28 protein-coding genes are annotated in these 26370 nt (G+C 67.1%); 14 read left to right on the plus strand and 14 right to left on the minus strand.

Translation table 11 applies throughout. From position 1 onward, the window contains the following. Window positions 1-7: 7 nt before the first annotated feature. The 4 genes from CH42_RS02755 to CH42_RS02765 form a co-directional block, all read right to left on the minus strand. Window positions 8-253, minus strand: coding sequence for a hypothetical protein (locus CH42_RS02755; RefSeq protein WP_053351681.1), 246 nt, complete (start codon window positions 251-253; stop codon window positions 8-10). 324 nt (window positions 254-577) lie between these two features. Next, window positions 578-790 (minus strand): hypothetical protein, encoded by a 213-nt coding sequence (locus CH42_RS02760; protein ID WP_053351682.1) that lies wholly within the window; start codon window positions 788-790, stop codon window positions 578-580. Window positions 791-887: 97 nt separating this feature from the next. Further along, window positions 888-1010, minus strand: a complete 123-nt coding sequence (locus CH42_RS17010; protein ID WP_275575606.1) for a hypothetical protein — start codon at window positions 1008-1010, stop codon at window positions 888-890. A 49-nt stretch (window positions 1011-1059) separates the two neighbouring features. After that, complete coding sequence (locus CH42_RS02765) at window positions 1060-2265, minus strand: variant leucine-rich repeat-containing protein (RefSeq protein ID WP_053351683.1); 1206 nt, start codon at window positions 2263-2265, stop codon at window positions 1060-1062. A 148-nt stretch (window positions 2266-2413) separates the two neighbouring features. Between CH42_RS02765 and CH42_RS02770 the strand changes: the two genes are divergently transcribed. Beyond that, a complete protein-coding gene (locus tag CH42_RS02770; RefSeq protein WP_156322448.1) occupies window positions 2414-3064 on the plus strand; it encodes a hypothetical protein in 651 nt (216 codons plus the stop codon). A 7-nt stretch (window positions 3065-3071) separates the two neighbouring features. On the opposite strand, the gene CH42_RS02775 is transcribed toward CH42_RS02770, so the two are convergent. Beyond that, window positions 3072-3533 carry a GNAT family N-acetyltransferase gene (locus CH42_RS02775; RefSeq protein WP_053351685.1) on the minus strand — a complete coding sequence of 154 codons (462 nt, stop codon included), beginning with the start codon at window positions 3531-3533 and terminating at the stop codon, window positions 3072-3074. A 93-nt stretch (window positions 3534-3626) separates the two neighbouring features. Here CH42_RS02775 and CH42_RS02780 point away from each other — a divergent pair, with 93 nt between their 5' ends. Next, on the plus strand, window positions 3627-3977 hold the full coding sequence (locus tag CH42_RS02780; RefSeq protein WP_053351686.1) for an iron chaperone: 351 nt from the start codon (window positions 3627-3629) through the stop codon (window positions 3975-3977). 15 nt (window positions 3978-3992) lie between these two features. On the opposite strand, the gene CH42_RS02785 is transcribed toward CH42_RS02780, so the two are convergent. Next, complete coding sequence (locus CH42_RS02785) at window positions 3993-4544, minus strand: Dps family protein (protein ID WP_053351687.1); 552 nt, start codon at window positions 4542-4544, stop codon at window positions 3993-3995. Between the two features lie 221 nt (window positions 4545-4765). On the opposite strand from CH42_RS02785, the gene CH42_RS02790 reads away from it, so the two are divergent. The 3 genes from CH42_RS02790 to CH42_RS02800 are packed head-to-tail and all read left to right on the plus strand — an operon-like array spanning window position 4766 to window position 7721. Further along, complete coding sequence (locus CH42_RS02790; protein ID WP_053351688.1) at window positions 4766-5716, plus strand: hypothetical protein; 951 nt, start codon at window positions 4766-4768, stop codon at window positions 5714-5716. Continuing rightward, window positions 5710-7020, plus strand: a complete 1311-nt coding sequence (locus CH42_RS02795; RefSeq protein WP_053351689.1) for a PIG-L family deacetylase — start codon at window positions 5710-5712, stop codon at window positions 7018-7020. The genes CH42_RS02790 and CH42_RS02795 overlap by 7 nt, the downstream gene beginning before the upstream one ends. Beyond that, entirely contained in the window at window positions 7017-7721 is a 705-nt protein-coding gene (locus CH42_RS02800; protein WP_053351690.1) for a glycosyltransferase, read from the plus strand. The genes CH42_RS02795 and CH42_RS02800 overlap by 4 nt, the downstream gene beginning before the upstream one ends. Window positions 7722-7781: 60 nt before the next feature. On the opposite strand, the gene CH42_RS02805 is transcribed toward CH42_RS02800, so the two are convergent. Beyond that, window positions 7782-9086 carry a flavin-containing monooxygenase gene (locus CH42_RS02805; RefSeq protein ID WP_053351691.1) on the minus strand — a complete coding sequence of 435 codons (1305 nt, stop codon included), beginning with the start codon at window positions 9084-9086 and terminating at the stop codon, window positions 7782-7784. 221 nt (window positions 9087-9307) lie between these two features. Next, the gene (locus tag CH42_RS02810; RefSeq protein ID WP_053351692.1) at window positions 9308-10228 is read right to left on the minus strand and encodes a LysR family transcriptional regulator; all 921 of its coding nucleotides are present in this window, start codon (window positions 10226-10228) and stop codon (window positions 9308-9310) included. A gap of 161 nt (window positions 10229-10389) precedes the next feature. Between CH42_RS02810 and CH42_RS02815 the strand changes: the two genes are divergently transcribed. The 6 genes from CH42_RS02815 to CH42_RS02840 all read left to right on the plus strand — a co-directional run bounded on the left by CH42_RS02815 (window position 10390) and on the right by CH42_RS02840 (window position 17353). Continuing rightward, a complete protein-coding gene (locus CH42_RS02815; protein WP_053351693.1) occupies window positions 10390-10812 on the plus strand; it encodes a RidA family protein in 423 nt (140 codons plus the stop codon). 3 nt (window positions 10813-10815) lie between these two features. Further along, a complete protein-coding gene (locus CH42_RS02820; protein WP_053351694.1) occupies window positions 10816-11493 on the plus strand; it encodes a DUF1028 domain-containing protein in 678 nt (225 codons plus the stop codon). Continuing rightward, window positions 11486-12682: a M20 family metallopeptidase gene (locus tag CH42_RS02825; protein ID WP_053351695.1), complete on the plus strand. Its 1197-nt coding sequence runs from the start codon at window positions 11486-11488 to the stop codon at window positions 12680-12682. The genes CH42_RS02820 and CH42_RS02825 overlap by 8 nt, the downstream gene beginning before the upstream one ends. Further along, on the plus strand, window positions 12679-14169 hold the full coding sequence (locus CH42_RS02830) for an aldehyde dehydrogenase family protein (RefSeq protein ID WP_053351696.1): 1491 nt from the start codon (window positions 12679-12681) through the stop codon (window positions 14167-14169). The genes CH42_RS02825 and CH42_RS02830 overlap by 4 nt, the downstream gene beginning before the upstream one ends. Before the next feature lie 135 nt (window positions 14170-14304). After that, window positions 14305-15738, plus strand: a complete 1434-nt coding sequence (locus tag CH42_RS02835; RefSeq protein ID WP_053351697.1) for an aspartate aminotransferase family protein — start codon at window positions 14305-14307, stop codon at window positions 15736-15738. A 205-nt stretch (window positions 15739-15943) separates the two neighbouring features. Next, window positions 15944-17353 carry a purine-cytosine permease family protein gene (locus CH42_RS02840; protein WP_053351722.1) on the plus strand — a complete coding sequence of 470 codons (1410 nt, stop codon included), beginning with the start codon at window positions 15944-15946 and terminating at the stop codon, window positions 17351-17353. 128 nt (window positions 17354-17481) lie between these two features. On the opposite strand, the gene CH42_RS16860 is transcribed toward CH42_RS02840, so the two are convergent. Genes CH42_RS16860 through CH42_RS02860 form a run of 4 tightly spaced genes read right to left on the minus strand, consistent with a single transcriptional unit; the run spans window position 17482 to window position 20556 of the window. Beyond that, window positions 17482-18657, minus strand: a complete 1176-nt coding sequence (locus CH42_RS16860; protein ID WP_239683927.1) for an MFS transporter — start codon at window positions 18655-18657, stop codon at window positions 17482-17484. A 20-nt stretch (window positions 18658-18677) separates the two neighbouring features. Further along, entirely contained in the window at window positions 18678-19574 is an 897-nt protein-coding gene (locus tag CH42_RS02850) for a dihydrodipicolinate synthase family protein (protein WP_053351698.1), read from the minus strand. Next, on the minus strand, window positions 19571-19966 hold the full coding sequence (locus CH42_RS02855; protein ID WP_053351699.1) for an antibiotic biosynthesis monooxygenase family protein: 396 nt from the start codon (window positions 19964-19966) through the stop codon (window positions 19571-19573). The genes CH42_RS02850 and CH42_RS02855 overlap by 4 nt, the downstream gene beginning before the upstream one ends. Next, window positions 19963-20556 (minus strand): helix-turn-helix domain-containing protein, encoded by a 594-nt coding sequence (locus tag CH42_RS02860; protein ID WP_053351700.1) that lies wholly within the window; start codon window positions 20554-20556, stop codon window positions 19963-19965. Before CH42_RS02860 ends, CH42_RS02855 begins: the two co-directional genes overlap by 4 nt. A 175-nt stretch (window positions 20557-20731) precedes the next feature. Between CH42_RS02860 and CH42_RS02865 the strand changes: the two genes are divergently transcribed. Then, window positions 20732-21469: a GNAT family N-acetyltransferase gene (locus tag CH42_RS02865; protein ID WP_394325237.1), complete on the plus strand. Its 738-nt coding sequence runs from the start codon at window positions 20732-20734 to the stop codon at window positions 21467-21469. Between the two features lie 204 nt (window positions 21470-21673). On the opposite strand, the gene CH42_RS02870 is transcribed toward CH42_RS02865, so the two are convergent. After that, window positions 21674-22696 (minus strand): alpha/beta hydrolase family protein, encoded by a 1023-nt coding sequence (locus CH42_RS02870; RefSeq protein WP_082309259.1) that lies wholly within the window; start codon window positions 22694-22696, stop codon window positions 21674-21676. Window positions 22697-22726: 30 nt separating this feature from the next. On the opposite strand from CH42_RS02870, the gene CH42_RS16865 reads away from it, so the two are divergent. Together CH42_RS16865 and CH42_RS02880 are read left to right on the plus strand one after the other, a co-directional pair. Continuing rightward, window positions 22727-23323, plus strand: coding sequence for a GNAT family N-acetyltransferase (locus CH42_RS16865; protein ID WP_053351701.1), 597 nt, complete (start codon window positions 22727-22729; stop codon window positions 23321-23323). Next, on the plus strand, window positions 23320-24129 hold the full coding sequence (locus tag CH42_RS02880; protein WP_082309257.1) for a PaaX family transcriptional regulator C-terminal domain-containing protein: 810 nt from the start codon (window positions 23320-23322) through the stop codon (window positions 24127-24129). Before CH42_RS16865 ends, CH42_RS02880 begins: the two co-directional genes overlap by 4 nt. Window positions 24130-24158: 29 nt before the next feature. Here the strand turns inward: CH42_RS02880 and CH42_RS02885 are convergent, their stop codons facing one another. Then, window positions 24159-26063, minus strand: coding sequence for a hypothetical protein (locus CH42_RS02885; RefSeq protein ID WP_053351702.1), 1905 nt, complete (start codon window positions 26061-26063; stop codon window positions 24159-24161). Window positions 26064-26370 lie beyond the last annotated feature (307 nt).

A 26370-nucleotide genomic window follows, 5' to 3' on the forward strand; every position in this document is an offset into this window, starting at 1 on the left:
TGCAGCGTTACTGGAACTGGCCGATCTGCAGGAAGTTGAGGATGCCGCCGATGTCGATGAGCGGGCCATCGATGAGGGGGCCGTCGATCAGTGCACCCTGGGCGCTCGCCGTGGTGGCGGGTGCCACCACGGGGGTTTGCGCGGACTGCGCTGGCTCAACCGCGCTCGCGGGAAGGGCCGTGACGGTGAGTGCGCCGATCGAGATCGCTGCTGCGGTGGCGGCGCTGGCAAAGGTGCGGGTCGACTGCTTCATTGTGCTGCTCCTCGTTTCACGGTGATGTGCCGGGTTGGTCACATGCGGGGTTCGGAGCATTGCCGTGATCGGTTTGGAGACATTCCGAGGTCTGCGGGAACGGTCAGGTTCGCTGAGGCTTCGCCGCGCAGACACTGAATTGAGCCTGATGGCTCATCAGCGTTGTGAGTCGCATTCACTCGTATGGCGCGCGCCGAGCGCACCGGTTTTGCTCGAGTGCATGCTTGAAGCGCTGGTGCACTCGAAGAAAAAGGGTGCGTTCGATGCGCTGTACGAGGTGCGAGTGGCGGGGGCGAGGTGCGGGGCGCGGGATGCGAGCTGCGCTCAGCCGGCGCCGCCCACCGCGCTGCGGAGTGACGCTGCGAGCGGCGTGAGGTCGAGCTTCTGCACGCTTCGGGGCCGGTGAGCGTCGTCGAACCCCGTAGAGATCCATTCAGCGAGTGCGGCCGCCTCGCCGCCATCCGCGACGCGCTCGACGGTGGAACGCCCGACCACGATGTTCACCGTCAGACGCGAGTCACGAGAGAAGTGCTTCATCGATGAGTGTGTCGAGTTCGATGAGGTGCCGGTATCAGCAGCCCCTGACGCGTAGTCGGTCAGGCTTCCGCTGATCCAGACCGCGATTTCGCAGGTCTCAACCCCCTGACACCTCGAGCGACGCGAGCGCCTCCTTGCCGCGTTGCCGCAACTGCACCAGCGACGCGTGGAACCGACCTGCTTCGGGGCCGCCCATTCGGCCACTGAGTGACATCTCCATGCAACTCAGGCTAGTCCGCGATGTCGTCGCAGCGTCGCAGCACGAACGCTCAGAGCGGCACGTTCAGGTTGACCGCCCAGTCGCGAATCGCCTGTCGCTCGGCGGCGTCGCAGACGTACCCGTAGCCGAGGCTCTCAGAGCCGTTACTCAATGACCACTGGTCGTAATAGGTGAGCGCGTAGCAGTCGGCCATGACTTCTTTGCTGCCCTGGAACAGGCCCTGCGCGAGCAGATCGTTGTAGGCGCCCGAGTAGTCTTCGGCACCCTGGTCGTCAGCCCGTTGATACACGTGCGCGAGTTCGTGGGTGACCAGCATCAGGTTCATCCACTCGCTGCCGACCTCGGCCTCGGGCAACAGGTGCACCGTGAGCGGTTGAGCCGCGAGCACGCAGCCGATGTTCTCCTTGCCTGGCCGCGGCTCGCTCAAGCAGGCCGTCACAGCGTCGTACTGCACGTCGATGAAGCCGTTGCCCGCCGCATCGACGATGCCCTCCGTCAGTGATCCCGACGCATTTGAGCGGCGTGCCTCGGCAGCGGCCACGCTCTGTTCGAGCTCTGCACGAAACGCAGCGGCCCGCTCAGCGATGGGCTTGGCTTCGTAGATGCCGATCGTCGGGTCGGCGGCGCGCTTCTCGTCGAGCCTGAAGTTGCGCAGGTCGGCGACGAGCGGTGCGACCGGGTTGCCCTCCAGTTGGGCGGCGAGCTCGATGATGCGCGGCCGGTCGGCTTCGAACTGGGAGATTTGCGCGTCGACCTCCGGGTCCGAGGTCGGCGGCGCGGCCTGCGGGGCGTCGGGAGCAGCGCTCTGTGACGGGAGGGGCTGCGAAACGTCGCGAGTATCGGGCGTCGAGACCGCGGCACCCCAGCCGAGCGCGGCAACGAGCACGATGATCGCGATCACCGCGACGACCAGGCACCCGCAACCAGCGAACCACCAACCGGCGCCGCCGCGTCGCCGGGGCGCGGGAGGCGACTGGGGCCACGATGGCGCACGCAGCGGGATCGGCGAGCCCGCCGTGCCCGCCGAACCCGCCGCACCTATCGAACCCACTGGTGAAGCCGGCGGCATCGGCGCGTACGCGAATGCTGCCGGATTCACGGCGCGCATCCACTGGATCAGTTCGGGGTATGCGCCCGGGTTCGCGGCGATCTCGGCGTGCAGATCCCAGCGGCGGGCGGCGATCTCGGCGAGCACGCGCGGGGGGACGCCGCGTGCGTTCGCCGCATACCGGTCAGCGTCTTGCGGCGAATTCACGATTCGTCGCTCCCGTGTGTTAGGTCCACCCCCCTGAGCGTATTCGGTCAACCGCCCGGGTTCGGCGCGACGAAGCGAATCTCTCTCATGTGTCTGCGCGTACACGGAGTAGCTACTCTTGCGTGAAACGCGGGGTAGAGGGGGCACGATGCGGCATCGAACGAGAAGCCGGTCACGCGAGGGGGCGATCCGGAGCTTCGCTTGCGTCGCCATCGCGGGCGCGATGCTGCTGACCTCGGGGTGCACGGTCATTGCGGGGCAGCAGGCGCGAACTGCCGCGGAGACAAGGCTTGCGCAGACCATTACCGAGACGCAGGGCGCGGTGTGGGATCACCGAGACGCGCTCGCCGCAGACGTCGATGGTGCGGTCGACGCGATGCTTGCAGGCGGCGTCTCGCCGATCACCGATGCGCGACGCGTCGCCGCCGGTACCGCGATCGAGGTCGGGTCGGGGGAGGCCGCGCTCCTGGGCACCGATGCGTCGCCCCGGAACGCGGTCCTCACCTTCACGGTCGTTGATGCCGGCAAGGCCGGCGATTACCTGACGTCGACAACTCGCACCGAGGGCCTGTGCTTCGCGCTGCGCCCTCCCGTCGATGAGGCGGTCATCATTACGGAAGACGCAGCGTGCCCGTCATCGCGAGGACTCCCCGTGGCCGACAACTCCAACGACGGGCAGACGGTGGATCTCGTCCCCCTCGCTCGGCTCGACGTTCGTACGACCGTCTCTGCGTCCGACTTCCGGCCGCCGCCGTGCCAGTGTTACAGCGGGAGTTCCTGCGAGTGCCCGGGAGGTTGAAGCTGGGTCACAGTTCCACAGTCATGAACACGCTATTCGGATCGGCGACGTACGATCCGAACGGCCCGCACGGCACGAACCCGGCCGAGGCATAGAGCCTCCGAGCCGGTGTGAAGAATCCTACGCTGCCCGTTTCGAGCGATAGTCGTTCGACCCCGCGACTGCGAGCATCAGCGATCAGGTGCGCGAGCATCGCCGACGCGATGCCTTCGCCGCGCACGGCAGGATCGGTGCGCATGCTCTTGAGTTCTTCATGATCCGCTGAAATCGAGCTCAGTGCTCCGGTTGCGACGAGCACCCCGGCACGGTGTCCGACCCACAGCTGCACGCCCGGGGCGCCGAGTGCCGCGAGGTCGAGCGCATGTCGGCTTTCCGGCGGCGCCGTCGGTGCCAGGTCTGCGAGGTGCGCGGTGAGGAACGCGTGCAGCTGCGCGTCGGTCAAGTCCGCGTGGGAGATCCGGAGCGTCATCGGGCTATCTTCCCCGGTGCGGATGTCGCGGGTGTTACGCGCCCGCCGAGACCTTCCTTGCGCAACAGCGCCCCGTCGCCGAATACTGACTGCATGACCTACGCCAGCCACGACGAGTACATCGACGACGCTCCCGAGCGGTTTCGCCCCATGCTGAGTGCGCTGCGCGAGGTCATTGCGCGTTCGCTGCCCGAGGCAGAGCAGATCATCAAATACGACATGCCCGGCTTCCGTATTGGAGACACGATCGTCGCGAGTTACGCCTCGTTCAGCAGGCAGTGCGGCCTCTATCTCTCACCGACTGCGATCAGTGCGCACGCCGACGAACTCGCCGAGATCGGGCTGAAGCCCACCAAGACCGGCATCACCTTCCCGGTAAACAAGCCGATCCCTGATGACCTTGTCTTGCGCCTCGTGCGCGCCTCCCGGGATGCTGCTGCCTGACGGCGAACAGACTCCTTACTTCTTCTTCGGCGTGCGGTTCTCCGCACTGACCATCCACGAGAGCTGCTCGAGGCGCTCGAGCACGGCGTGCAAGATGTCGGCGCTCGTCGGATCCTCATCGTCGACCTCGTCGTGCACCCCGCGGCAGGTGCCGATCGTGGCCTCGAGCCGCTCCGTCATCAGGTCGATGACCTCCTTCGTGGCGATCTCCCCCTGGGGGAACTCGGGGAGGCTCGTGGTCTCGGCGACGCTGTCGCTGCGGCCGTCGGGCAGGGCGTGCAGGGCGCGCATGCGCTCGGCGATGGTGTCCGAGAACTCGCGCGCGGCATCGATGATCTCGTCGAGCTGCAGGTGGGTATCGCGGAAATTCTGGCCGACAACGTTCCAGTGCGCCTGCTTGCCCTGGAGCGACAGCTCGATCAGGTCGACGAGCACCTTCTGTAGGTTGTCGCTGAGCTGCTGCGACGCCTGGAAGCCGCTCTCGGCGTTCTGTTCGTCGGTGAGGCCGGCGCCCGATCCTCCACGAGCTGCGCGGCGCTGATTGCGGGGTGCGGTGCTGGTTGCCATAGCAATGTCCTCTCGTCGGTGTACGCCCTCGACGCTACGGTCACGCCGCCGGTTTGGCAGCGGGGTTGACACGGGTTGAGCCGAGCGCGAGAGGACCATGCCGTGACGGTTGCTCGGATGTGGGCTTGCTCATGCAATCCCCTTGTCGGCGCTGTGTTTCGGCCTCAGGATGCGGAGTGTGGGGGCGCTGAGCTGCCCGCGCATCAAGAGAAGGGAGTGGCATGGAGGATCGCCCACCGCAGAGCGTTACCGAAGCACTCGAGCATGCGCAGCGCATCGCGCCCGAGTTCCCGTCGCCGGGTCTGGGGTCGACGCGACGTCTGTGGGATCACCTCGCGGCGCTCGCCGCAGCGGATCTGGCAGTTGCGCGGGCGATTGAGCCGCATCTCGATGCGTGTGCGATCTTCACTCAAGCGGGCCTGCCGCTTCCGGAGGGTGCGTGGGGCGTCTTTGCTTCAGAGGGTGGCCCGTGCCCGGTCGTCGCGGTACACAAGGGTGACCATTGGTCGATCACCGGAGAGAAACTCTGGTGCTCGCTCGTAGCTGAGCTCGACGGTGCACTGGTCACGGCCGCCACCGACGCGGGCCCGCGCCTCTTCGCGATCGACCTGCGCGATGCAGGCGTGCGGGTGCGCGAGGGGGCGTGGATGGCGCGCGGGCTCGTCGAAATTCCCAGCGGGCCCGTCTCATTCGACAACGTTCGGGCGACGCCTGTGGGTGAGCCCAGCTGGTATCTCGAACGCGACGGGTTCTGGTGGGGCGGTATCGGTGTGGCGGCCTGCTGGTTCGGCGGAGCGATCGGTCTGATACGCACGCTCCAGAGCGCCGCGGCCGTGAAGCCGGATCCGTATCGCACGGCGCATCTCGGTGCACTCGACTCTCAGCTGCATGCGTGTCGACTGGCACTGCATGATGCTGCCGACGCGATCGACGAGCGCCGCGACGTGAACGGCCCGCTGCTGGCGCATCGCGTGCGATCCCTGGTCGCTCGCACCTGCGAAGAGACGATCTGGCGTGTCGGGCATGCACTTGGACCGGCACCGCTCGCGATGGATCAGGCTCACGCCAAGCGCGTGACCGATCTGCAGCTCTACATCCGTCAGCACCATGCCGAGCGTGACGACGCTGCGCAGGGCACACTGCTGCTGCAAGCGGAGACCCCGCAGTGGTGACCTTCGACGCGGCAGAGCCGGGCACGTCGCGAGCCACCTGGGAGCACGATGCGCGACTCTCCGCACTCCCGGTGTTCGACCCGATGCAGTATCCGGCGGTGCTCGTGTTCGCCGCGCACCCCGATGACGAGACACTCGGGGCAGGCGGACTCATCGCTCGGTGCGCCGCCGCCGGAGTGCCGGTGCACGTGATCTGCGTCACCGACGGTGCGGCTTCGCATGACAACGTGCCCGACCTCGCCGCGACGCGACAGCGGGAGCTGCAGGAGGCGCTGCGGATCCTGTACCCCGATATCGTGCTGAGCTGGCTCGCCTTTTCCGACGGCCGCGCCGAAGCGCAGGCTGCCGAAGTCTCTGCGGCAATCGCCGACGTCATGCGCGCGGCGCCTGCTGGTGCGCTCGTGGTGGCGCCCTGGCGCGGAGACGCGCACCCCGATCATCGGGTGGTGGGAGAGCTCGCCGTGCGGCACGCGGGTGGGCGCACAGTGCTCGAATACCCGATCTGGATGTGGCACTGGGCCTCGCCCGATCACGATGCGACCCCCTGGCGAGACCTTGTCGCGGTTGAGATCGACGCCAGTATCAAGCAGCGGGCAATCGAGACCTTCACCTCGCAGGTCCGCGTTCCGGTAGCGGCGCAGGGAGCGCCACTGCTGCGTGCCGACTTCCTCGAGCACTTCCGCCGGCCGGTCGAGTATTTCGTTGCGTCGACCGAAGCATTCGGTTCCGAATACTTCGAGTCGTTGTACGCGAACTCCGCCGACCCGTGGAGTTTTCGCACCCGCTGGTATGAGTCACGCAAGCGCGCCATGACCCTGACGTCGCTGACTCGCCAGCGCTTCACAAGCGCCCTCGAGATCGGGTGCTCGGTCGGGCACCTCACCGAAATGCTCGCCGAGCGATGCGATGACGTGTTCGCCGTCGATATCTCGGAGCGCGCGATCGCCGAGGCGAGCAAGTCTTCGCCAGCGCATGCGCGTTTCGGGGTGCGCGATGTGCTCGCAGATTTTCCTGAGGGCCAGTTCGATCTGATCGTGCTGTCAGAGGTCGGCTACTACTGGGGCGAGCTCGAGCTGCGTGAGATCCGCACGCGGATTCGGGATCACCTCTCCGCCGACGGACTCCTGGTCGCGTGCCACTGGCGGCATCCGGTCGCGGGGCATCGTCTGAGCGGCGATCGTGTGCACGCGATCTTGCGCGAAGAGCACTGGCACCGGCTCGTCGCACACACGGAGGAGGACTTCGTGCTCGAGGTTTTCGGGCGTGACGGCCGATCGGTCGCGGCGCGCGAGGGGCTGACATGATCACGCAGGTCGCCGTGGTGATCCCGGCGAAGAATGAGGAAGATCGTATCGAGGCGTGCCTGTCGGCCGTGCGCGTTGCGGCATCGCGGTGCCCGGTCCCGGTATCGATCACGCTCGTTGCCGACAGCTGCACTGATAATACGGTCGAGCGAGCTCTGAGATTTCGGGGAGTGAGCGTCATCGAGCTCAATGCGTCGAACGTGGGAGTCGGCCGAGCCGCCGGAGTGCGGAGCGCGCTGGAGCGCTGCGGCGCGGACACTCGCGGGGTGTGGATCGCCAACACTGATGCCGACTCGGTCGTGCCCGCGGACTGGCTCGTGCAGCAGATCTCGCTCGCTGAGCGGGGGTGCGACCTCGTGCTGGGGGATGTCGTTCCGCATCCCGAGGAATACCCGCGCGCACTGCAGCAAGAGTGGGCGCACGCGCACCCGCCGGGCCGCGTGCGCACCGAAATCTACGGCGCGAATCTCGGCGTGCGCGCTTCGACCTATCTGCACGTCGGAGGGTTCGCCCCGCTCGCCGAGCACGAGGACGTCGAACTGATGCGGCGCATTGAACAGCTGCGGGGTGCTCGGGTGCGCTTCTCCGACGCGGCGCCGGTGCAGACGTCGGCGCGACTCGAGGGGCGCACGCGGGGAGGCTTTGCGGGGTACCTGCGTGCGGAGCGTGCCGCGATGTCGGTGGGGGTTGCGGCGATGTGAGGCGCGCGAGCCGCGACTGCTGGAGCGCGCCTCAGCGACCACCGACCTGGGAAGCCCGCCTCACGCTTCCATGAGCATGGGCTCTGCGACGGCGCCAGCTGGCACCGCGTTGCCGGAGTAGCGCTCGTACCCGCGCTGGATGCCGATCTGGTCGGCAACATACTGCGCGTCGTGCCAGACACCCCAGATGAAGCTGGATCCACGACGCGACTGCCAGGGAAGCCCGAGGAAGTACACCCCGGGTTCGGCTGAGACTCCGCGGGTCTGCAAAGGCCGCCCGAGCCCGTCGAACGCATCGACCTCGAGCCAGCCATAGTCGGTGCGGAAGCCGGTCGCCCACACGATCGAAGTGATGCCCTCTGCCCGCAGATCGATCTCGCGAACGGGGTTCATGATCGTATCGGGCAACGGCAAGAACTCGCGAGCCTCGGGCTCCTCGGGCAGGTCGAGGCCGTTGCGCGCGATGTACGCGTCGGCCTCGTCGAGCAGAGAGAGATAATTCTCATCGCCGTGGCGCACGTTCTCTGCGAGGTCGTCGTCGAAGCCCATCCGTCCATCGGCGTAGGCGGTGGCGCGGCCAGCGAGGCGGATGCCACTCGCAGCGAGCTCGCGGAAGTCGATCGTGCGACCGCCGTGAGCTCCGCTCACCGCGATGGTGACGTGCTCTGCACCCTGAGGCGGCGCTGCAGCCTCCCACTTGCCGAGCACGCCGAGCCACCACACGAAGTTGCGACCGCGGTAGCGCTGCGGCGGTCGGTCGTGCGGGCCGACCGCGAGTGTCACGGCGCGACCGGATCGCTGGAGCTCGTCCGCGATCTGCACGCCGGATGATCCGGCACCCACGACGAGCACGCCGCCGGCGGGCAATTGCTCAGGATTCTTGTACCCGCTCGAATGGATCTGGTGAATCGCCGGGTCCTCGGGAACGATCGGAGGAATGGCGGGGTGCTGGAATGCGCCCGTCGCGCTTACGACAAAGCGAGCGCGGATGCGGCCCGCAGACGTATCGGCAATAAAGCCCGACTCGCCGTCCGCCTTGCGGACCGAGCGCACCTCGACGCCGGTGCGGATGGGGAGCGAGAACTTCTCCGCGTATTCTTCGAAGTACGCGGCCACGCGCTCTTTCGGGGCAAACGCGTCGGGGTCCACATCGTCAAACTCAAGACCGGGGAACCGGTCGTGCCAAGCTGGACCATTCGCGACCAGCGAATCCCACCGCTCCGAGCGCCAGCGCTCGGCGATTCGATTCCGCTCAAGCACGACATGGGCGACGCCTCGCGCGCTCAGGTGCTCGCTGATTGCGACGCCGGCTTGTCCGGCGCCCACGACGAGGACTTCAGTGACCTCGATCTCTTGGGTCGACATGTGTGACCTCTCCACTTGCATCGTTTCGGTATTGGGTGCGCGTCGCCTTTCGCGCGCACTGCGCTCCGAGCGGCCGTGACGGTTTCGGAGTGATTCCAGAAAACCTCAACGGGGATGCGAAGGCCAATATGCGTTGGCGGTGCAGAGAATCTACTGAACTGATGAAAATGGAGATGGGCATCTCATGAACGAATGGACCGGCGCGGGCGCCGGGGAAGACCCTAGGTTGCCGAGGGGGCGCCCTCGAATGCGCGCGCGACCGCTTCTTGCACGGCCTGTGCGCGCCGGGAGCGCCGCACCTGCTGCAGCGATGAAACCTCAAGCGTGAGGCTCGCGACCGGGTCGGCGATCTCGACAATTGCGGTGCACTCGCCGGCGTACGTTTCCGCAGTGCGAGGCCGCTGATTCAAGATCGAGAACCCGAGCCCCATCGCGACCATCGAACGCACGGTTTCATAGCTCGAGCTGCGGTACCGCAGGTTCGGGGTGATTCCCGCGTCGGTGAGGATACGAATGAAGTAGTCGCTGCTGCTCGGCAGATCGAGCAGCACGAACGGTTCATCCTCGAGATCAGACAGCCGGGTCGCCGGGTTTCCGGCGAGCGGATGCGAAGTCGGCAGGATGACGTGGGGGCGGAACTCGGCGACCACCGTGCTGTCGATGCCGTCGCCGAACGGAAGATCGTATGTGAGTGCGATTTCCGCGCGCCCATCGCGCAGCGCTGCGAGGCACTCGGAGTGATCCCCCTCGATGACGGAGACTTCGAGCTCCGGGTGCTCGGCGCGCAACGCGCTGAGCAGGCGCGGCAACAGGAACGGCGCGAGCGTGTTGAAGCAGGCGACCGTGACGGGCCCGCTGACTCGATACTGGGTCTCACGAATAGAGTCGATCGTCTCTTGTAAGGAGCCGAACAGGTGATGCGAGTCGAAGAGTAGGCGTTGACCGGCCTCGGTCAGGATGAGGCCCTTTGCGTGCTGGCGAATGAAGAGCGATGCGCCGAGCGACCGCTCGAGTTGCGTGATCGCCGTTGAGACCGCTGATTGCGCGACGTGGAGATTGCCGCTCGCGACCGTCATATTGAGTGTCTTCGCGCACTCCGCAAAGTACACCAATTGAGTGAGCGTGATGGGGAACCGTTGCATCGTGCTGCACCACTTTCCGCGCGACCTCGCGCCGACTCTGCGTGAACATCTATTTCATAGATGCGCTCCGTAACTTTTGTCTATTTTACAGATGAAACTGGGCGTTCGAGGATGGACGGATAACGCGCACATCAGGCGCTCAGCTCGACGAGGAGGACCCCGTGACCGAAACCACCCACGTGCGACTGCGGAAATTCAATACGCAGGAGACGTACCCGGAGCAGAACCTGGACAATGATCTCTGCCAGGCGGTCGTAGCCGGAGGCGTCGTGTATCTCCGCGGACAGATCGGTCAGGATCTCGATACCCGCGAGTCCGTGGGCATCGGAGACGTCACCGCCCAGACCGAGAAAGCGATGGCGAACATCAAGATGCTGCTCGACGAAGCGGGCAGCCGCCTCGAAGACATCGTCAAGGTGACCATCTACATCATCGACCCTCGGTACCGCGAGGATGTGTATCGAACCGTCGGCAAGTGGCTGAAGGGCGTCTACCCGGTGTCGACCGGCATCGTGGTGCAGGCCCTCGCTCGGCCTGAGTGGCTCGTCGAGATCGACGCGACCGCCGTCATCAGCGAGCGCTGAGTAATGACGTTCTCACTGCTCGTCCGCGACCCGCAGACCGGGGCATTCGGGTCCGCGATATCGTCGTCATCGCCCGCGGTCGCAGCGCGCTGCGTCAATCTCGCGGACGGCGTGGGCGGTGCGCATTCGCAGAACGTTACTGACCCGAGGCTCGGGGTGCAGCTGCTCGACGGGCTGCGCGCCGGAGCAACGGCTGCCGACGCCCTCGCGGACGTCGTTGCAAGAGCGAATTCCCGCACGATCGATTATCGTCAGCTCCTCGTGGTCGACCGCGAGGGGGGAACCGCGGTGTTCTCGGGGGGCAATGCTCTCGGCATCTTCGGTGCGACGCAGCGCGAGAACGCAGTAGCCGGCGGCAACATGCTGGCGAGCCTCGATGTGCTCGATGCGCTCGTCGATACGGTGCTCACGGCATCTGGGTCGCTGGAAGTACGGTTGATCGCCGCACTGCAGGCCGCGATCTCCGCCGGTGGCGAAGCAGGACCGGTGCACTCGGCCGGGCTTTCTGTTGTTGCCGATGCCGGCTGGCGCATCACGGACCTGCGCGTCGACTGGTCGGAAGACCCCATCGGCGACCTCGGACGCGCTCTCGACGAATGGCTGCCGCAGCGCGATGCCTACGTGCAGCGCGGGCATGACCCGTCAGCGGCGCCGTCATACGGAGTGCCCGGCGATGAGTGAGATACTCAAGCAGCGGATTGCAGAGCGTCGCGCCGAGATTGATGCGGAACTCGTCGGCCTCTCGAACGCGCTGCACGATGATCCCGAAGTGGGGTGGCAGGAGCATCGGTCATCCGCCGCGGTTGCGGCCGTGCTCGCCGGGCACGGCTTTGCGATCGAGCAGCCGTATCTCGGCCTGGAAACGGCATTCCGTGCGACGCTCGGCGATCCCGCAGCCGCCGCATTCACGGTCGGTTTCCTTGCCGAATACGATGCGCTCCCGGGGCTCGGGCATGCCTGCGGCCACAACCTCATCTCGGCGATGTCGGTTGGGGCGGCGATCTCGCTCGGTGCCGTCGCCGCCGAATCGAACATCGCGGTCGAGGTGATCGGTACGCCGGCAGAAGAAGGCGGTGGAGGCAAGATCGAGCTGCTGGAGCGCGGCGCATTCACGGAGCTCGATTTCGCGCTCATGGCGCACCCCGCACCCGTCGACGTTGCAGAAGCGCGCCCGTTCGCAGTGACTCACTGGCACGTGCAGTTCGACGGCGTCGCAGCGCACGCGGCCGCATACCCGGAACGCGGCATCAACGCGAACGATGCCTTCATCATTGCTCAGACCGCCATCGCACTGCTGCGCCAACAGCTCCCCGCCGGGGTGCGCGTGCACGGGGTGCAGACCCGCGGTGGCGAAGCGCCCAACGCGATTCCCGAGCGCACCGAGGGGCGCTGGTATGTTCGCGCCGAATCGACCGAGCAACTCATCGCTCTTGAAGGCCGCATCATCAAGTGCTTCGAAGCCGGCGCCCTGGCGACCGGCGCGACCCTCACTATCACTCCCGAGAGCAAGCGGTACGCGGATATGCGCACTGACGATTCCGCCCTCGAGATCTATCGGACCAACGCCCTCGCGCTCGGCCGAAACTTCGACGTCGACCCCGTCGCCGCGACCATGAACCGGGCATCGACCGACATGGGCAACGTGTCGGCGATCGTCGACGCGATCCACCCCTACATCGGTGTCGGTGGTACCGCGTCGAATCATCAGCCAGCGTTCGCCGAGGCGTGCGTCGGGCCCGAAGCCGAGCGAGCGCTCCGCGACGGTGCGACCGCTCTCGCCTGGACGGCGCTCGATGTCGCCCGCGCACGAACACGCATGCACGGTGCCCCAGCCCCCGCTGTTTCATCTGCAGAAGGAGAACCCTCATGACACGCACCCTCGCCGACTGGCAAGCCGCCGCTGCCGCCCTGGAATTTGATGGGCGCCCGGTCATCAACGGAGCCCGCGTGAGCGCAAGCTCGGGCGAGACGATCACGAAGACCAACCCGGCCACAGGTGCGAAGCTGTCCGAGATCCACTCGTGTAACGAAACCGATGTCGACCGCGCAGTCGCCGCCGCACGCGCGTCGTACGAGTCAGGGGAGTGGTCACGGGCGGGCGCCGGGTTCCGCCGCGAACGCTTGCTCGAATTCGCGCGCCTCATCGAATCGCGCGCCGACGAATTCGCCCTGTATGACTCCCTCGATATGGGCAAGCCGGTGCGCGAGTCGTCGACGATCGACGCCCCGGGATCCGCCGCGCTGTATCGCTTTTACGGTGAGGCCATCGAGAAGCAAGAAGATCTCATTCCGGTGACTCCGCCCGGGTCGACCGCGCTCGTCACCCGCGAGGCACTCGGCGTCGTCGCGGTGATCGTCGCGTGGAACTACCCGCTCGAGATCGCGACCTGGAAGCTCGCGCCCGCGCTCGCCGCAGGCAACTCGGTCGTGGTGAAACCTCCGGTCGAAGCGTCGCATTCGACGCTGCTGCTGGCAGAGCTCGCGATCGAGGCGGGCATCCCTGCGGGCGTGCTCAACGTCGTGACCGGACGAGGTTCCACGGTCGGCAAAGCGCTCGGTCTGCACGAGGACGTCGATCTCCTGGCATTCACGGGCTCCACTGAGGTCGCGAAGCAGCTGCAGCAGTACGCCGGTCAGTCGAACATGAAACGATTGGCGCTCGAAGCCGGGGGCAAGAGCTCCAACCTGATCTTCGCCGACACCGAGGATCTGCGCGCTGCGGCTGAGAAGGCCGCGTTCGGCAGCTTCTACAACCAGGGAGAGGTGTGCTCGGCGAACTCTCGCATCTTTGTCGAGCGCGCCGTGTATGAAGATTTCCTCGCGCTGTATGCCGAAGCGGCGCGGGCGTACGCGCCCGGCGATCCCCTGGACCCGGCATCGGGAATAGGCTCGCTCGTCTCAGAGCGTCATGCGGACGAGGTCTGGGCGACGATCGAGAACGCGCGCCGCGACGGTCGTATCGTCGCGGGTGGCACGCGCCCAGAGATCGACGGATCTCGTGCGTTCATCGAGCCCACGATCGTCGCCGAGGTGCCGGCCGACCACGAAGTGCACACGCGTGAGATCTTCGGGCCGGTCGCCGTGGTGACCCCGTTCGACACCGAGGAAGAAGCGATTGCGCGCGCGAACGAGACGCCGTACGGTCTTGCCGCGTCGCTCTGGACCGGCAGTCTGTCGCGGGCGCATCGAGTATCGCAGCGTTTGGTTGCGGGAACGGTGTCGGTCAACACCGTGGATGCCCTCGGATTCACGACACCCTTCGGCGGGTTCAAGCAGTCGGGCTTCGGCCGAGACCTTTCGGTGCACGCACTGGAGAACTACACCGATTACAAGACCACTTGGTTGCAGTGGGGGTAACCCGCTCTATTGCATCGGTCTGCGCGATGTAGACCAGCACGAATCCCTATTTTACCGATCGGAATTTCGCTGTCACGCTATGAGCAACGACGGGAATGCCGTTCGGTCAGAGTCGACTGAGAGGAACAACAGAAGATGACTCTGCAGCAGGAAACCAACGCGGTAGATACCGCAGCAGCCGAGGTGCCGAGCGGCATCGCGGAGATCGCGAAGCGCCACTTGGTGATGAACTTCACCCCGGCGAGCAAGTATCGCGATGACGAACTGCCCGTGTTCGTGCGCGGCGAGCACGTGTCCGTGTTCGATGAGAGCGGGCGGCGCTTCTTCGACGGGCTTGCGGGCCTGTTCTGCGTGCAACTCGGCTACACGCACGGGGCCGAGGTCGGAGATGCGGTGCGCGAGCAGCTCGCGGCCCTTCCGTACCAGACGACCTGGAGCGTGACCCATCCGCCCGCCGCACTCCTCGCCCAGAAGATTGCGCAGCTCGCACCGGGCGACCTCAACCGTGTGTTCTTCGCTTCGGGCGGTGGCGAGTCGAATGAGGCCGCAATCAAGCTGGCCCGTCAGTACCAGCAGACCATCGGGCAGGGAACGCGCACGAAGTTCATCGCCCGACGCGTCGCCTACCACGGCACGAGCTTTGGTGCGATGTCGCTCAACGGTATGACGAACGTGCGCGCCATGTTCGAGCCGCTCATGTCGGGTGTTCGTCACACGCACAATACGAAGACGTACCGTCGCCCTGAGGGAGAGACGGCTGAGCAGACCACCGCGTTCCTGCTCGGAGAACTCGAGTCGCTCATCGTGCAGGAGGGCCCCGAGACGATCGCCGCGATCATCATGGAGCCGCTGCAGAACGCCGGCGGCAGCCTGAAGCCCCCGACGCCGGAGTACTTCGCCGGCGTGCGCGCACTGTGCGACACGTACGGCATCTTGATGATCGCGGACGAGGTAATCACCGGCTTCGGTCGTCTCGGTCGGTGGTTCGGATCGCAGCACTACGATTTCCAGCCCGACATGATCGTCTTTGCGAAAGGCATTGCCTCCGCGTACATGCCTCTCGGCGGTGTGATCGCCAGTGATCGGATCATCGAGACTGTGCTTGATGGGCCGGTCGGGATGTTTAATCACGCACTCACCTACGGTGGCCACCCGGTCGCCTGTGCTGCAGCGCTCAAGAACCTCGAAATCATGGAGCGCGAAGGCGTCGTCGAAAACGTCGCCGCACTCAGCCCCTACCTCGAGGAACAGCTCTCGACGGTCGCAGAGAAGCACGCCAAGATCGTCGGCGACTTCCGCGGCGACGGCTTCCACCGCAGTTTCGAGCTCGTGACGAACCAGCAGACGAAGGTTTGGGAGGATGACATCATCAGCGCCGGCGACTTCGTCGGCCTGCATCTCAACCCCGCTCTCGCAGAGGTCGGGCTCATCTGCCGCGTTGCCATCGATGCCGAGGGCAATCCGCTCGTGCAGGTATCGCCCCCGCTCGTGATGACGCGTGACGACATCGACGAGCTCGCCGACCTTCTCGATCGCGCGTTCACGATCGCCACTGCCGCAGCCTTCTAGCCGCGTGATTCATGCTCGGGGTGCGCTTGCACGAGCGCGCCCCGAGCAATCGCACCCGAACGGCAGGGCTCCGCGTGCTGGTTCATCTGTTTTTGAGAACTCACGCATCCCCACTCTGAATTTCACAGATCACGCAATCCTATTCAGGATTACCAAGGAGGCGCCGCCAACGGCGCACGAGGCGATGACGCCGAAGGAGAACACCATGGCCAAAGAAGTCCCTGTCGTCACGAAGACATTCGTGAGGTTCGAACAGCAGCACATTCTGCCGATCCCTGAGAACGAGCGCACGGGTACGAACTGGTCGCTGTTCGCGATCTGGTTCGGGCTGAATCTGATGCCGCTCACCGTTGTCACGGGTGCCGTCGCCAGCGGATCCTACGGTCTGCCGATCGGGTGGAGCATCGCTGCGATCCTCATCGGTAACGTCATCGGGTCGTTCGGCTCGGCGCTGCACGCATCGCAGGGACCCCATCTCGGCATCCCGCAAATGCTGCAGGCGCGCGCGCAGTTCGGGTACCTCGGCGCGAGCCTCTTCGCCCTGATCGCGTTCATCATGTTCATGGGGTTCTTCTCCAGCATCCTGATCGTCGCGAAAGACTCGCTGCTCGCCGTGTTCCCCGATTTCAATGGGTCGGTGGCCATCGTCGTTTTCGCCGTCGTCGGTATCGTGCTCTGCGTGTTCGGGTACGACATGCTCCGCAAGATGATGGTCTACATTTCGATCGCGATCGCCATCGCAGTGCTCGTCTCGATGGTGCTGCTCTGGACGCACCCCGAGGTGACCTCTCAGCGTTCGGGTGCCGAGTTCAGCATGGAAGGCTTCTTCGCGATGCTGGCGATCGGCATCGTGTGGCAGCTGGCCTACGCCCCCTACGTATCCGATTACTCGCGCTACCTGCCGAAGCAGACCGGCCCGAAGGCCGCGTTCTGGACGACGTATCTCGGGCTCGTCGTCAGCTCGGTCTTCGTCATGACGCTCGGCGTGCTGCTTGGCGCAGCGAACGCGGAAAATCCGCTCGCCGCGCTCGGAGAGCATCTCGGCGGCATCGGTCTGATCGTGCTCATCGTGTTCGCGGTGACGTCTGCGCTCATCAACGGCGTCGAGCTATATTCCGCGGTGATGAATGCTCTCACCACAATGCAGTCGGGGTTCCGCGGTCTCGTCATCACGACGCGCACCCGCGTCTGGACCACGATCGTTTCGGGCGCCATCGCGACACTGATCGCGCTGCTCGGCCAGGGAGATTTCATGACGATGTTCGAGAGCTTCCTCACCCTGTTGCTCTACGTGCTGATTCCCTGGTCGGCCATCAATCTCGCCGATTACTTTATTCTGCGCAAGGGCGACTACGACGTCGACGCCCTGTTCGCGCGCAATGGGAAGTACGGTCGATGGAACGCCATCGGTCTCGGCAGCTACGCGATCGGTCTCGCTGCCCAGGTGCCGTTCATGGTGACTCCGCTCTTCACCGGGCCACTCGCGGCTCCGCTGCAGAACATCGACATTGCGTGGCTCGTCGGGTTCGTGGTCACTGCGATCGCCTACCTGCTTCTCATGCGTCTCCGTACCGGGTCGCAGGTTCCGGAGCAGGCGGCCGTCGGGTCCCGATGACAGCAACGTGAGCCGCAGTATCTCGGTTCCGCCACGGTCGACGTCGCGCTCATTCGCATCTCGAGAATCGGGCGCGACGTCGAAACCATGGTGACCGAGCGGTGTCTCAGGCCTTGGCCACGACTGGTCTACCCCCGCCCCACACGGTGCTCCACCACGCACCAGACCCCGACGAGCGCCGTCAGCACTGCGAACGCGGCGACCGGTACGGACGCGCCGAACGTGATGAGCGCTCCCGCGGTCGCGGTGCCGGCCGATCCGGCAGCGATCTTCAGGGCACCGACCCAGATGAACACCTGGCCGCGCGCCTCCGCGGGAGCGAACTCGCTGCGCGCCGCGAGCGTCGCCGCGAAGAACAGCGCGTTGCCGGCGCCGGCGACCGCGAACGCGATGGCGCTCAGCGCGGCCGACTGCGGGGCGAGCACGATGCCGAGCGTGCCGGCGACGACGAGCGCGAGCACTCCCGTGAGCACGTCGGCATTGCCGCGCAGGGGGCGGATCATCAGCACTCCCGAACCCACGAGGTTGCCGATGCCGTACCCGGCGACGAGCAGCCCCGCGAGCTCGGCGCCACCGAACCTTGGAGCGACGGCGACCGCGTAGATCGGGAGCGCAGCGACCGAGAACGCCACGACGACGGTCAGCATCAGGGTGCGGCGGAGTGCGCCGGAACGGAGGATGATCCGGAGCGTGCGACCAGGCGACGGCACCTCGCCGGCGGCGCTTGGTGGCGCCTGCCGGGGGAGCAGCAGCACCGCACCCGACCCGACGATCGCGGCGACCGCGAGCACCAGGGTGGCGGCGAGCGGCGACCACGAGGTGGCGATCCACGCGACGACCGCGGGGCCGAGCGTGCCGCTGAGGCCGTAGCTCGCGACGTCCCAGCTCTGCGCGCGACGCTGCGAGGTCTGCGACGGGCCGGCGATCGACGGCAGGCGGCTGCTGATGCCGCCCGTGAGCATGGGCCCGAACAGCCCCGACACGATGAGCAGTGCCGCCGGCACGATCGGCCAGGTCGCCCCGAGGAGCAGGCCCGCGGCGCCGAGCAGCAGCCCGTGCGCGGCGGCCGAAAACGCGATGACGCGACGCCCGTCGGGAGAGGTGTCGAGGCGGCGCGAGATGAATGGGCCGAGCAGGTGCGGTGCGGTAATCGACGCCCCCATGAGGCCGGCGAGCAATGGGGAGAGCCCGCTCGCCTGCGCGAGCAGCACGACGGCGACGACCGCGCCACCGTCGGCGCTGCGCACCAGTGTGGCGGCGAAGACGTAGCGAACGAGCCCGCCAGGCCCTGGGGTGCGCGTCACTGCGACGATACCTCCGTCACTTACTTCGTGAGGTCGAGGGTGTCGATGAGCGCAGCCACCTCCGCGCGCTGCGCGCGAGTGAGCCCCTGAATGGGCAATGGCAGCGAGTTTTGCTGCGCGAGCCCCAGATGCTCGGCGATCGCGGCGGTGACGCGGTAGCTGCCGCCGAACTCCGCGAACGCGTTCCATAGCGGTTCGAGCGCGTCAGACGCGAGTTGCGCCGCCGCGAAGTCGCCGTCGGCGGCGGGTCGGGAGATGCTGAGGGCGGCCTCGGGCAGCGTGCCGCCGATCACCGAATACCAGGCGTCGCAGCCGGCCGCGAAGCCCTGCGCGGCGAAGCGGTCGCCCGAGACACCGATGCTGATGTGCTCCGGAACCTCGGCGCGGATCTGCGCGATGAGCGCCCGCGCTTCTTCGGGGGCGGTCGGAACGCCCGGAATCTTGATCGACGCGACACCGGGCAGTTTCGCGAGGCGCGCGTAGAGCTCGTGCGAGAACTGGAAGTGCGTGGTGCCCGGGTTGTCGTAGACGATGACGGGCAACTCGGTGTGCGTGCTTACGGTGCGGAAGAGCTCGTACACGTCGTCCTCGGTGAGCGGCTGGTACGACATCGGCGCGAGCAGCAGCCCGCTCGCGCCCGCCGCTTCTGCCCGCTCGATGTGGTCGAGCACGTGTGAGGTGCGCAGCGCGCCGACGCCCACGAACACCGGGATCGATCCCGCATTCTCGACCGCGATGCGCACCGCAATCGCGCGCTCTTCCGCGGTGAGATACGCATACGATCCGGTCGAGCCGAGCACCGTGATCGAGTCGACGCGGGCAGCCGCGAGGCGGCGAATCAGGTTCGTGAACGACGGCTTGTCGATGCGGTCGTCGTGGAGCGGGGTCAGGGGGAAGGCGCTCAGTCCGGTGATCATGCGTCGCTGCTTTCGGTGTTGGGGCGGGTCTCGGTGCCGTTTTCTGCGGGTGCGGGATCGCCGGCCGGCACGTGCTCAATCCCGAGCGCGGGGTTGCCGTACACCGACTGCACCTCGGAGATCACCACACGGTATTCGCCGAGCCACTCGCCGTACCGGCTCTTCGCGAGGCGGTGAATATCCATGGTCGCGAGTTCCTTGAGCGCCTCGCGAGTCGACCAGTAATACACCTCGGCGTGCAGGCCGGTCTCTTCGTTGTGCCAGGCCTCTTCGCCGAGAAAGCCCGGGATCACCCGTGCGCGTCGCGCGATTTCGCTGTCGATGCGGTGAAACTCGTCGGTGAGGGTGCCCACCTCAAAGATGAACGTGGAACTGTACTTTGGTCGCGTCATGCCAATGCCTTTCGTGTGGGGGTCGGCTCGATCACGGTGAGGAGGAATCGGGTGGCGCGCTCGCCGCGGTTGCCGTAGGCGTGCGGAGCGTCGCCGTGGAACATGAGGGAGTCGCCCGCGTCGAGCCGATACTCGGCGCCGTCGTGCTCGAGCCAGAGCGTGCCCGCCTGCACCTGCAGCAACTCGCGCGTACCGACGATGTGCGGGTCGCTCGCGTGGCGCTCGCCGGGTTCGAGGGTCCACTCCCACAGCACCATGACGTCGGGCGGGTCAGCGCGCGCGACGATGACGCCGCTGCCCCCGTGCGGGCCCTGCCACAACACGGTGCCGTCGCCGGCGCGGGTCACCTCGGCGCTGACGCTCGGCGGCTCGGGCTCCAGCAGCTCGGGCATCCCGGCACCGAGAGCGTTCGAGAGCTTGAGCAGTACGCCGATGCTGGGATTCGCACTACCCTGCTCGATCGCCTGCAGCATGGTGCGACTGACACCCGATTCGGTGGCGAGCCGAGTGAGTGGCCAGCCGAGGCGCGCGCGGAGTAGCCGCACGCGATTGCCGATCTCGCGCGAGAGTGCCTCTGGGTCGCGTTCCATGTGATCAATATAGTGCACTCAGTGACCGATATAGGTGCACGATTAGCTGGTGTGGTGCAGAGAGGCTCTGCTGGCGACGGGCCGGCGCTGCGCTTCTGGCGGCGCGCTTCCGGCCGCGGCGAAATTGCGCAGCATGACGGGGTGGATCGCACTCACGGCATGGTGGGCGTACGGTGTGTCCGTGGCAGAATCTCCCGCGCTCATCGCACCCGAACTCCCTGACGAGCTGGCCCACGTGCCCGTGCTCGATAACGCCGCTTGGCACGCCCTGACCGGCCCGCACGAGGGTTTCGCGATCGGCGGCGACCTGGTGCGTCGGTACCCCGAAGAGGTTGCACCGTTCGTCGCGGTGCGCACGTGGGATGACCCCGACGTGTGGCAGGAGCTGCTGCGGCTCATCGGGCCGGGGCAGGAGTTCGGCCTCAGCAATTTCGATGGCGAGCCGCCGGCTGGCTGGCAAACGCTTTTTCGGGGAGCAGGTGTGCAGCTCGTGCAGACCGACGCCCTGCGGCCTCAGCCCGAGCCCGAGGCGATCGAACTGGGCGCAGATGATGCGGCGGAGATGCTCGACATCGTCGCGCGCAATCAGCCGGGCCCGTTTCGACCGCGCACCTATGAGCTCGGCCGCTACATCGGCGTTCGGCGCGACGGGCGGCTGATTGCGATGGCGGGCGAGCGGTTGCACCCCGAGGGGTGGACGGAGATCAGCGCGGTCGCGGTCGACGCCGATCACCGCCGACAGGGCCTCGCCTCGCGCCTGGTCTCAGACGTTGCCTTCCACATTCAGCAGCGCGGCGACCGGGCGTTCATGCACGCATCCGCCGAGAACACCGGAGCGATCGCGGCGTATCTCAGGCTCGGCTTCGCGCTGCGCCGCGAAGTCGGATTCGCCTCGGTGCGCACCCCCGAGTAAGCACCTGGTGTCGCGGGCCCTCGGATGTTGCTTGACCTGAGCTCGGACGTCGCAGTCGTCGGTATCGGCGGGAACCCCTCCGGATCGGTGTCAATTTGTGTCGTCGCCGCGCAGTGACGACGCGAATCCACGACAAGAATTGACACCGATTCTGGCGGCGCGGCGGGGAGGCGGCGGGGAGGCCGCGCAGCGCGTGCGCGCCGCCTATCGCGCCCGCAAGAATTCGGCATACGCGTCCGTGACCCCCGGGGCGAGTAGTGCGCGCGGCCAGAACACGCCGACAACGATGCCCCACGCCTCCGAATCGTCGACCGCGGGGCGGGCGAGCGAGTGCACGGCGTCGAAGTGCCGCACCGTGACCGCGTCGCCGAGCAGGTCTCGATAGAGGCGCGCGGTCTCGTCGACATCGACGTTGCGGTCGTGCGTTCCCGCCATGAGCATCACCGGGATGCGCCTCGGCGCGGCACGGCTGAGGTCGGCGGTCGCGTCGGCGGCGAAGTTGCGACGTACGAACCCCCAGCGCTCGGCGCTCATCGGCTCGGCGTCGGAGGTTTCGGCAGCGTAGGTCACGAACTCGGCATCGGCAGCGAGCAGGTCGCGGTCGCGGTCGCTCGTGGCGATCGCAGCTTCGCGCTCCGTCTCAGTGGCGTTCGCGGCCTCGAGTTCGGCGAGTAGGTTGAAGCGCCCCTGGTCGAGCCAGTTGATCGCCGTGCCGACGGCGACGACCCCGTCGATGTCGGTGCGATCCGCCATCACTTTCGGCAACACCCACCCCGCCTGGCTGGCGCCCCAGAGCACGATGCGATCGGCCTCCGAACCGCGGCGCTGCACCGCCCAGTCGATCACGGTCGACACTTCGTCGGCGCGATCCGACATTGTTTGCGCCAGCCAGTTTCCGCTCGAACCTTCGATGCCCGGCTTGCCCCACGACACGGTCGCGAACCCGGCGTCGGCTGCGGCCTCGAACCAGGGGTTGTAGTGCCCGTCTTGAGTTGCGGTCACCGGGCCATCGCCGTGCACCATGACGACGAGGCCGCGCGGGGCTCCGTGCTTCGGCTCGGTGAGTACTCCCGCGAGCGAGCCGCCGTCGGGCAACGGAATCGTGACCGCGTTTTCGGTGTATCGGAAGTCGTTGCCGACCAGGGCGACGGCACCTCCCGTGCCGATCACGAGCGCCGCGACGCCGAGACAGACCGCCGGACGACGCCAAAAGTTCTGCTTCTTCACGTTCGTAGCATATGCGATAGAATCGAGAACATGCACGAGATTGCGATTGATCGCGGGTTCGACGAATCGGAGCGAGCAGCCGTGGCTGGGCTGTACGCCGAGGCGTTCGCCGGCAAGTTGCGCGCCGCGTTCGCGACACGAGACCGTCTCGATTCGACGGTGGCGCAGGCGCTGCAACCCGATCGGGTGCTGGTCGCTCGCGACCGCGTCACCAGAGAAGTGCTCGGGGTCTGCGGCTGGGTGCACGAGCATCGTGGGGCGCTGCGCATCGACCGGGCGGGGCTGCGCCGTCACTTGCCGCGGGCCGCTGCGCTGCGGGCGTGGGCCGTACTCGCCCCGCTCGCCCGATCGGGCAGTGACCAGCGACTCGTGCTCGACGGCATCTGCGTCGTGCCCCGACATCGCGGTCGCGGGGTGGGGTCGGCGCTGCTCGCCGCAGCGTCGCAGCTCGCCAGTGAACTCGGGCTCACCGCGGTGCAACTCTCAGTCGTCGACGCGAATCCCGGTGCCGAGCGGCTCTATCGTCGCCTCGGGTTCACCCCGACCGATCGCGGGTCGATGGGCGTGCTGGCGTGGCTCTACGGATTCGAACGCTTCACCACGCTGCGTCGGGCGGTGTCGGTGTGAGCGGGTCAACGGCTGCGATCGCGCCGCGCACCATCATCGAGGCGGTGCTGCGTCCGGGTATCGCGCAGAGCCTGGCCGGGCTCTATGACATCGCGGCGGCCGCGAGCGTCGAAGATCAGCCGGTGCGATTGGCGATTCGCCGAATGGTCGCCGCGGGCGAGATCGTGCAGCGGGGCCGGGGGCGAGCGGGTGAGATCGCGCTGACCGACACGGGCGCGGCGCGCTTGGCGGCCGAGGCCGCGATCGTGCGATTCGTTGGCGATCAGGATCGCGGGGCGGTTGCCTGGGACGGCCACTGGCGCCTGGTATCCGTGCACACGACCGAGGGGCAGCGGGGCATTCGCGACGCTCTGCGCCGTGGGCTCACCGAGGCGGGCGCGGTCGCACTCGCGACCGGGTTGTACTGCTCACCGCACGACCTGAGCGGGCTGCTGCCGGCCGATGCGGCGGATCACCTCGTGGTCGCCCTCGCCGCGCAGTTGCAGGTGCGCGGCGAGCACGACCCGAAGCGCATCGCCGAACGCTGCTGGCCGGCAAAGCCGGTGAACGCGGGGTACGCGCAGCTCGAGCGCGAAGTCGCCGAGATCGTCGCGCGGCCGCGAACGGAAGCCGAGCGCACGCGTGGCCTGCTGCAACTCGCCGATGCCTTCGAGCGCGCACTGCGACCCGACCCGCTGCTGCCCGCCGAACTGCGGGATGCGAACTGGCGCGCCCCGCTTGCGCGGGATGCCTGGCGTGCAGCGTGGCACGAGATCTCGACTGCAACGGCTGGGCCGAACCTGTACGGGGGCTGGCTCATCGAGTGAGCCAGCCCCCGCGTTCACGCGTCGACGCGCTACACCTCGGTGCGGCGTCGGCGTGCGAGCGAGACCGCCACGGCGCCGATGAGCAGCAGGCTTGCGCCCGCCCACAGTGCAGCGGCCGGGGCCGATGCGCCGGTGGTCGCGAGCTGGCCGGCGGCTGCGGTCGCCGTCGCGGATGCACCAGCCGAGCCGGTGCCGGTGGCGACCACGGGTGATCCCGCGCCGCTCTCGGACTCGCCTGCCGCGGTGCCGGTGCCGGCTGCAGTACCGGTGCCGGTGGCGGTACCGGTGCCATCTGCGGTCCCTGCGCCGTCGGCGCTGCCGGATCCGGCGCTGCCCGCTGAGCCCTCGCTGCCGTCGGCGCCGGTGGTGGCGGCCGCGGTGACGGTGAACGGTGCGCTGGCGACGACCTCGCCGTTGACGCTGAACTCGACGGTGTGCTCGCCGGTCGCGAAGCCGGCGGGCACGGCCCAGGCGAACGATACGGCCCCGTCTGCGTCGGCGATCTCGGTGCCAATGGTGACCGGCTCGGAGTGCGCCACGGCGGTCACGGCATCGCCCGGCGCGAATCCGGTGGCCGAGAATGTCAGCGTGCCGCCCTGCGCGACCGTGCTCGAAGCGGGGAACACGACGGAGGGCTCGGTCGGGGTCGTCGGCTGCGCGACGGTCACCTCGGCGAACGCGTCGAGCGAGCGGTCGGTGATCGACAGGGCGTGGGCCGCCGAGGTCGCGACGTGATAGCGCTTGGTCGGGTCGAGGGATCCCGCGGGCACCTCAAGCTGTGTGGTGAACGCGCCGTTGGTGATCGAACGGGCCGGCACCCAGGCCATCTGCACCCACCCTTCGGAGGGCAGGGCGCCGACGCCCGACCAGACGCTCTGCTCGCCGAAGAGCACGTAGGCGCCGTTCACCGCGCTGTCGCCGGTGTATCCGGTCGCCGAGACGGTGAGCGTGTGCGCGGCTGCGGGGTCGAGGTCGGTGCTCGGGGTGACGGTGATCTTCGGATCCTTGACCGGCTCGGGCTGCGGCTCGGATGCGACCTTCCAGGTGACCGGCACGAAGAGCTCGTTGTCGGGCTGCAGCCCCTGTGTCGCAAGATTACCGAACGTGAATACGCCGAGCTGGTAGGCGTCGCCCGGGCGCTTGGCGTCGGCGACGGCCTGGCTCACCTCGACGTTCCAGGTGAAGTCGACGGTGCCGTCGGCGTTCTCGGACCACTGCACATTCGCGTCGTTGTCGGGCTTGCTCGACACCGTCGTGAAGACGACCGAGGGGCGCGCGGAGTTCGTCGCGCCGTCCGTGGGCTTCCAGGTCTCGGCGATCCACCCGAATCGCAGCGCGAAGCCTGAGCCGGTCTCGCTCGGGTGATAGTTGTGGCCCTCGACGGTGAGCGTGGCGCCGGCAGGATCGACATCAGTATTCGGGGTTACCGTCAAGGTCGGTGCCGGGAGCGGGCTCTCGCCGCCCTCGCCGTCGCTCGGGAACAGACCCGACCAATCGATGTCAACCGCGGCGCGTGCCATGAGGTTCTCGGCAGTGGGGAAGGAGCGCGTCGGCCAAGCGATGACCTCGTACGACTTTGCGCGGTCGAGCGCTGTGGCTGCGACGGTGAGACTGCCGCTGATCGTGCCCTCGGGCGACACCGTGAGCGAGGCTGCGGGGGTCGTCGACTGGTCGGCGTCAAAGCTGCCGGCCTCGACGAACCCGACGTAGACGCTGCGGCTCGGCTGGCCCGGGTAGATCGGGGCGTCTGCGTAGCCGGCGCCGGTGACGGCGACCGCAACTTCGGTGTTCGGCACGACCGTGGCCGTCGGGGTCAGTGATGCGCCGACAGCCGTGGCCGGTGCGGCGAGGCCGAGCACGGCGCCTGCGGCGACGAGGGCGGCGGCAAGCGCCCCCGCGAGCGACCGAGGTGCGGCACGCTTCGTTCTGATCATGCGGGATCTCCTTCAGAGGTCTCGGGCGAGTGATGCGCGCACGTCAGGGCGCAACCTTTTCAGCTTAGCCTTGCCTAAGTATCATCTGAAATTCGCGGGTGTGCGGCGGTGTGCGCGACGACGCAGGTCATCACGCGCGCCCCACGCACGCCACCGTGCGAATCAGTGTCAGTTTCTGCAGGCGCCGCGAGGCGGGCTTAGCCTTGCTCGTCCCATGAGGAATTGGTGTCAAAAAGTGCTGCCTCACCACCGATTCCACGCCAGAGATGTGCACAAAGTGACACCAATTCGGGGGGGGGGGGGGGGG

This window comes from Leucobacter musarum subsp. musarum (genome assembly GCF_001273845.1).
Classification (GTDB): Bacteria; Actinomycetota; Actinomycetes; order Actinomycetales; family Microbacteriaceae; genus Leucobacter; species Leucobacter musarum.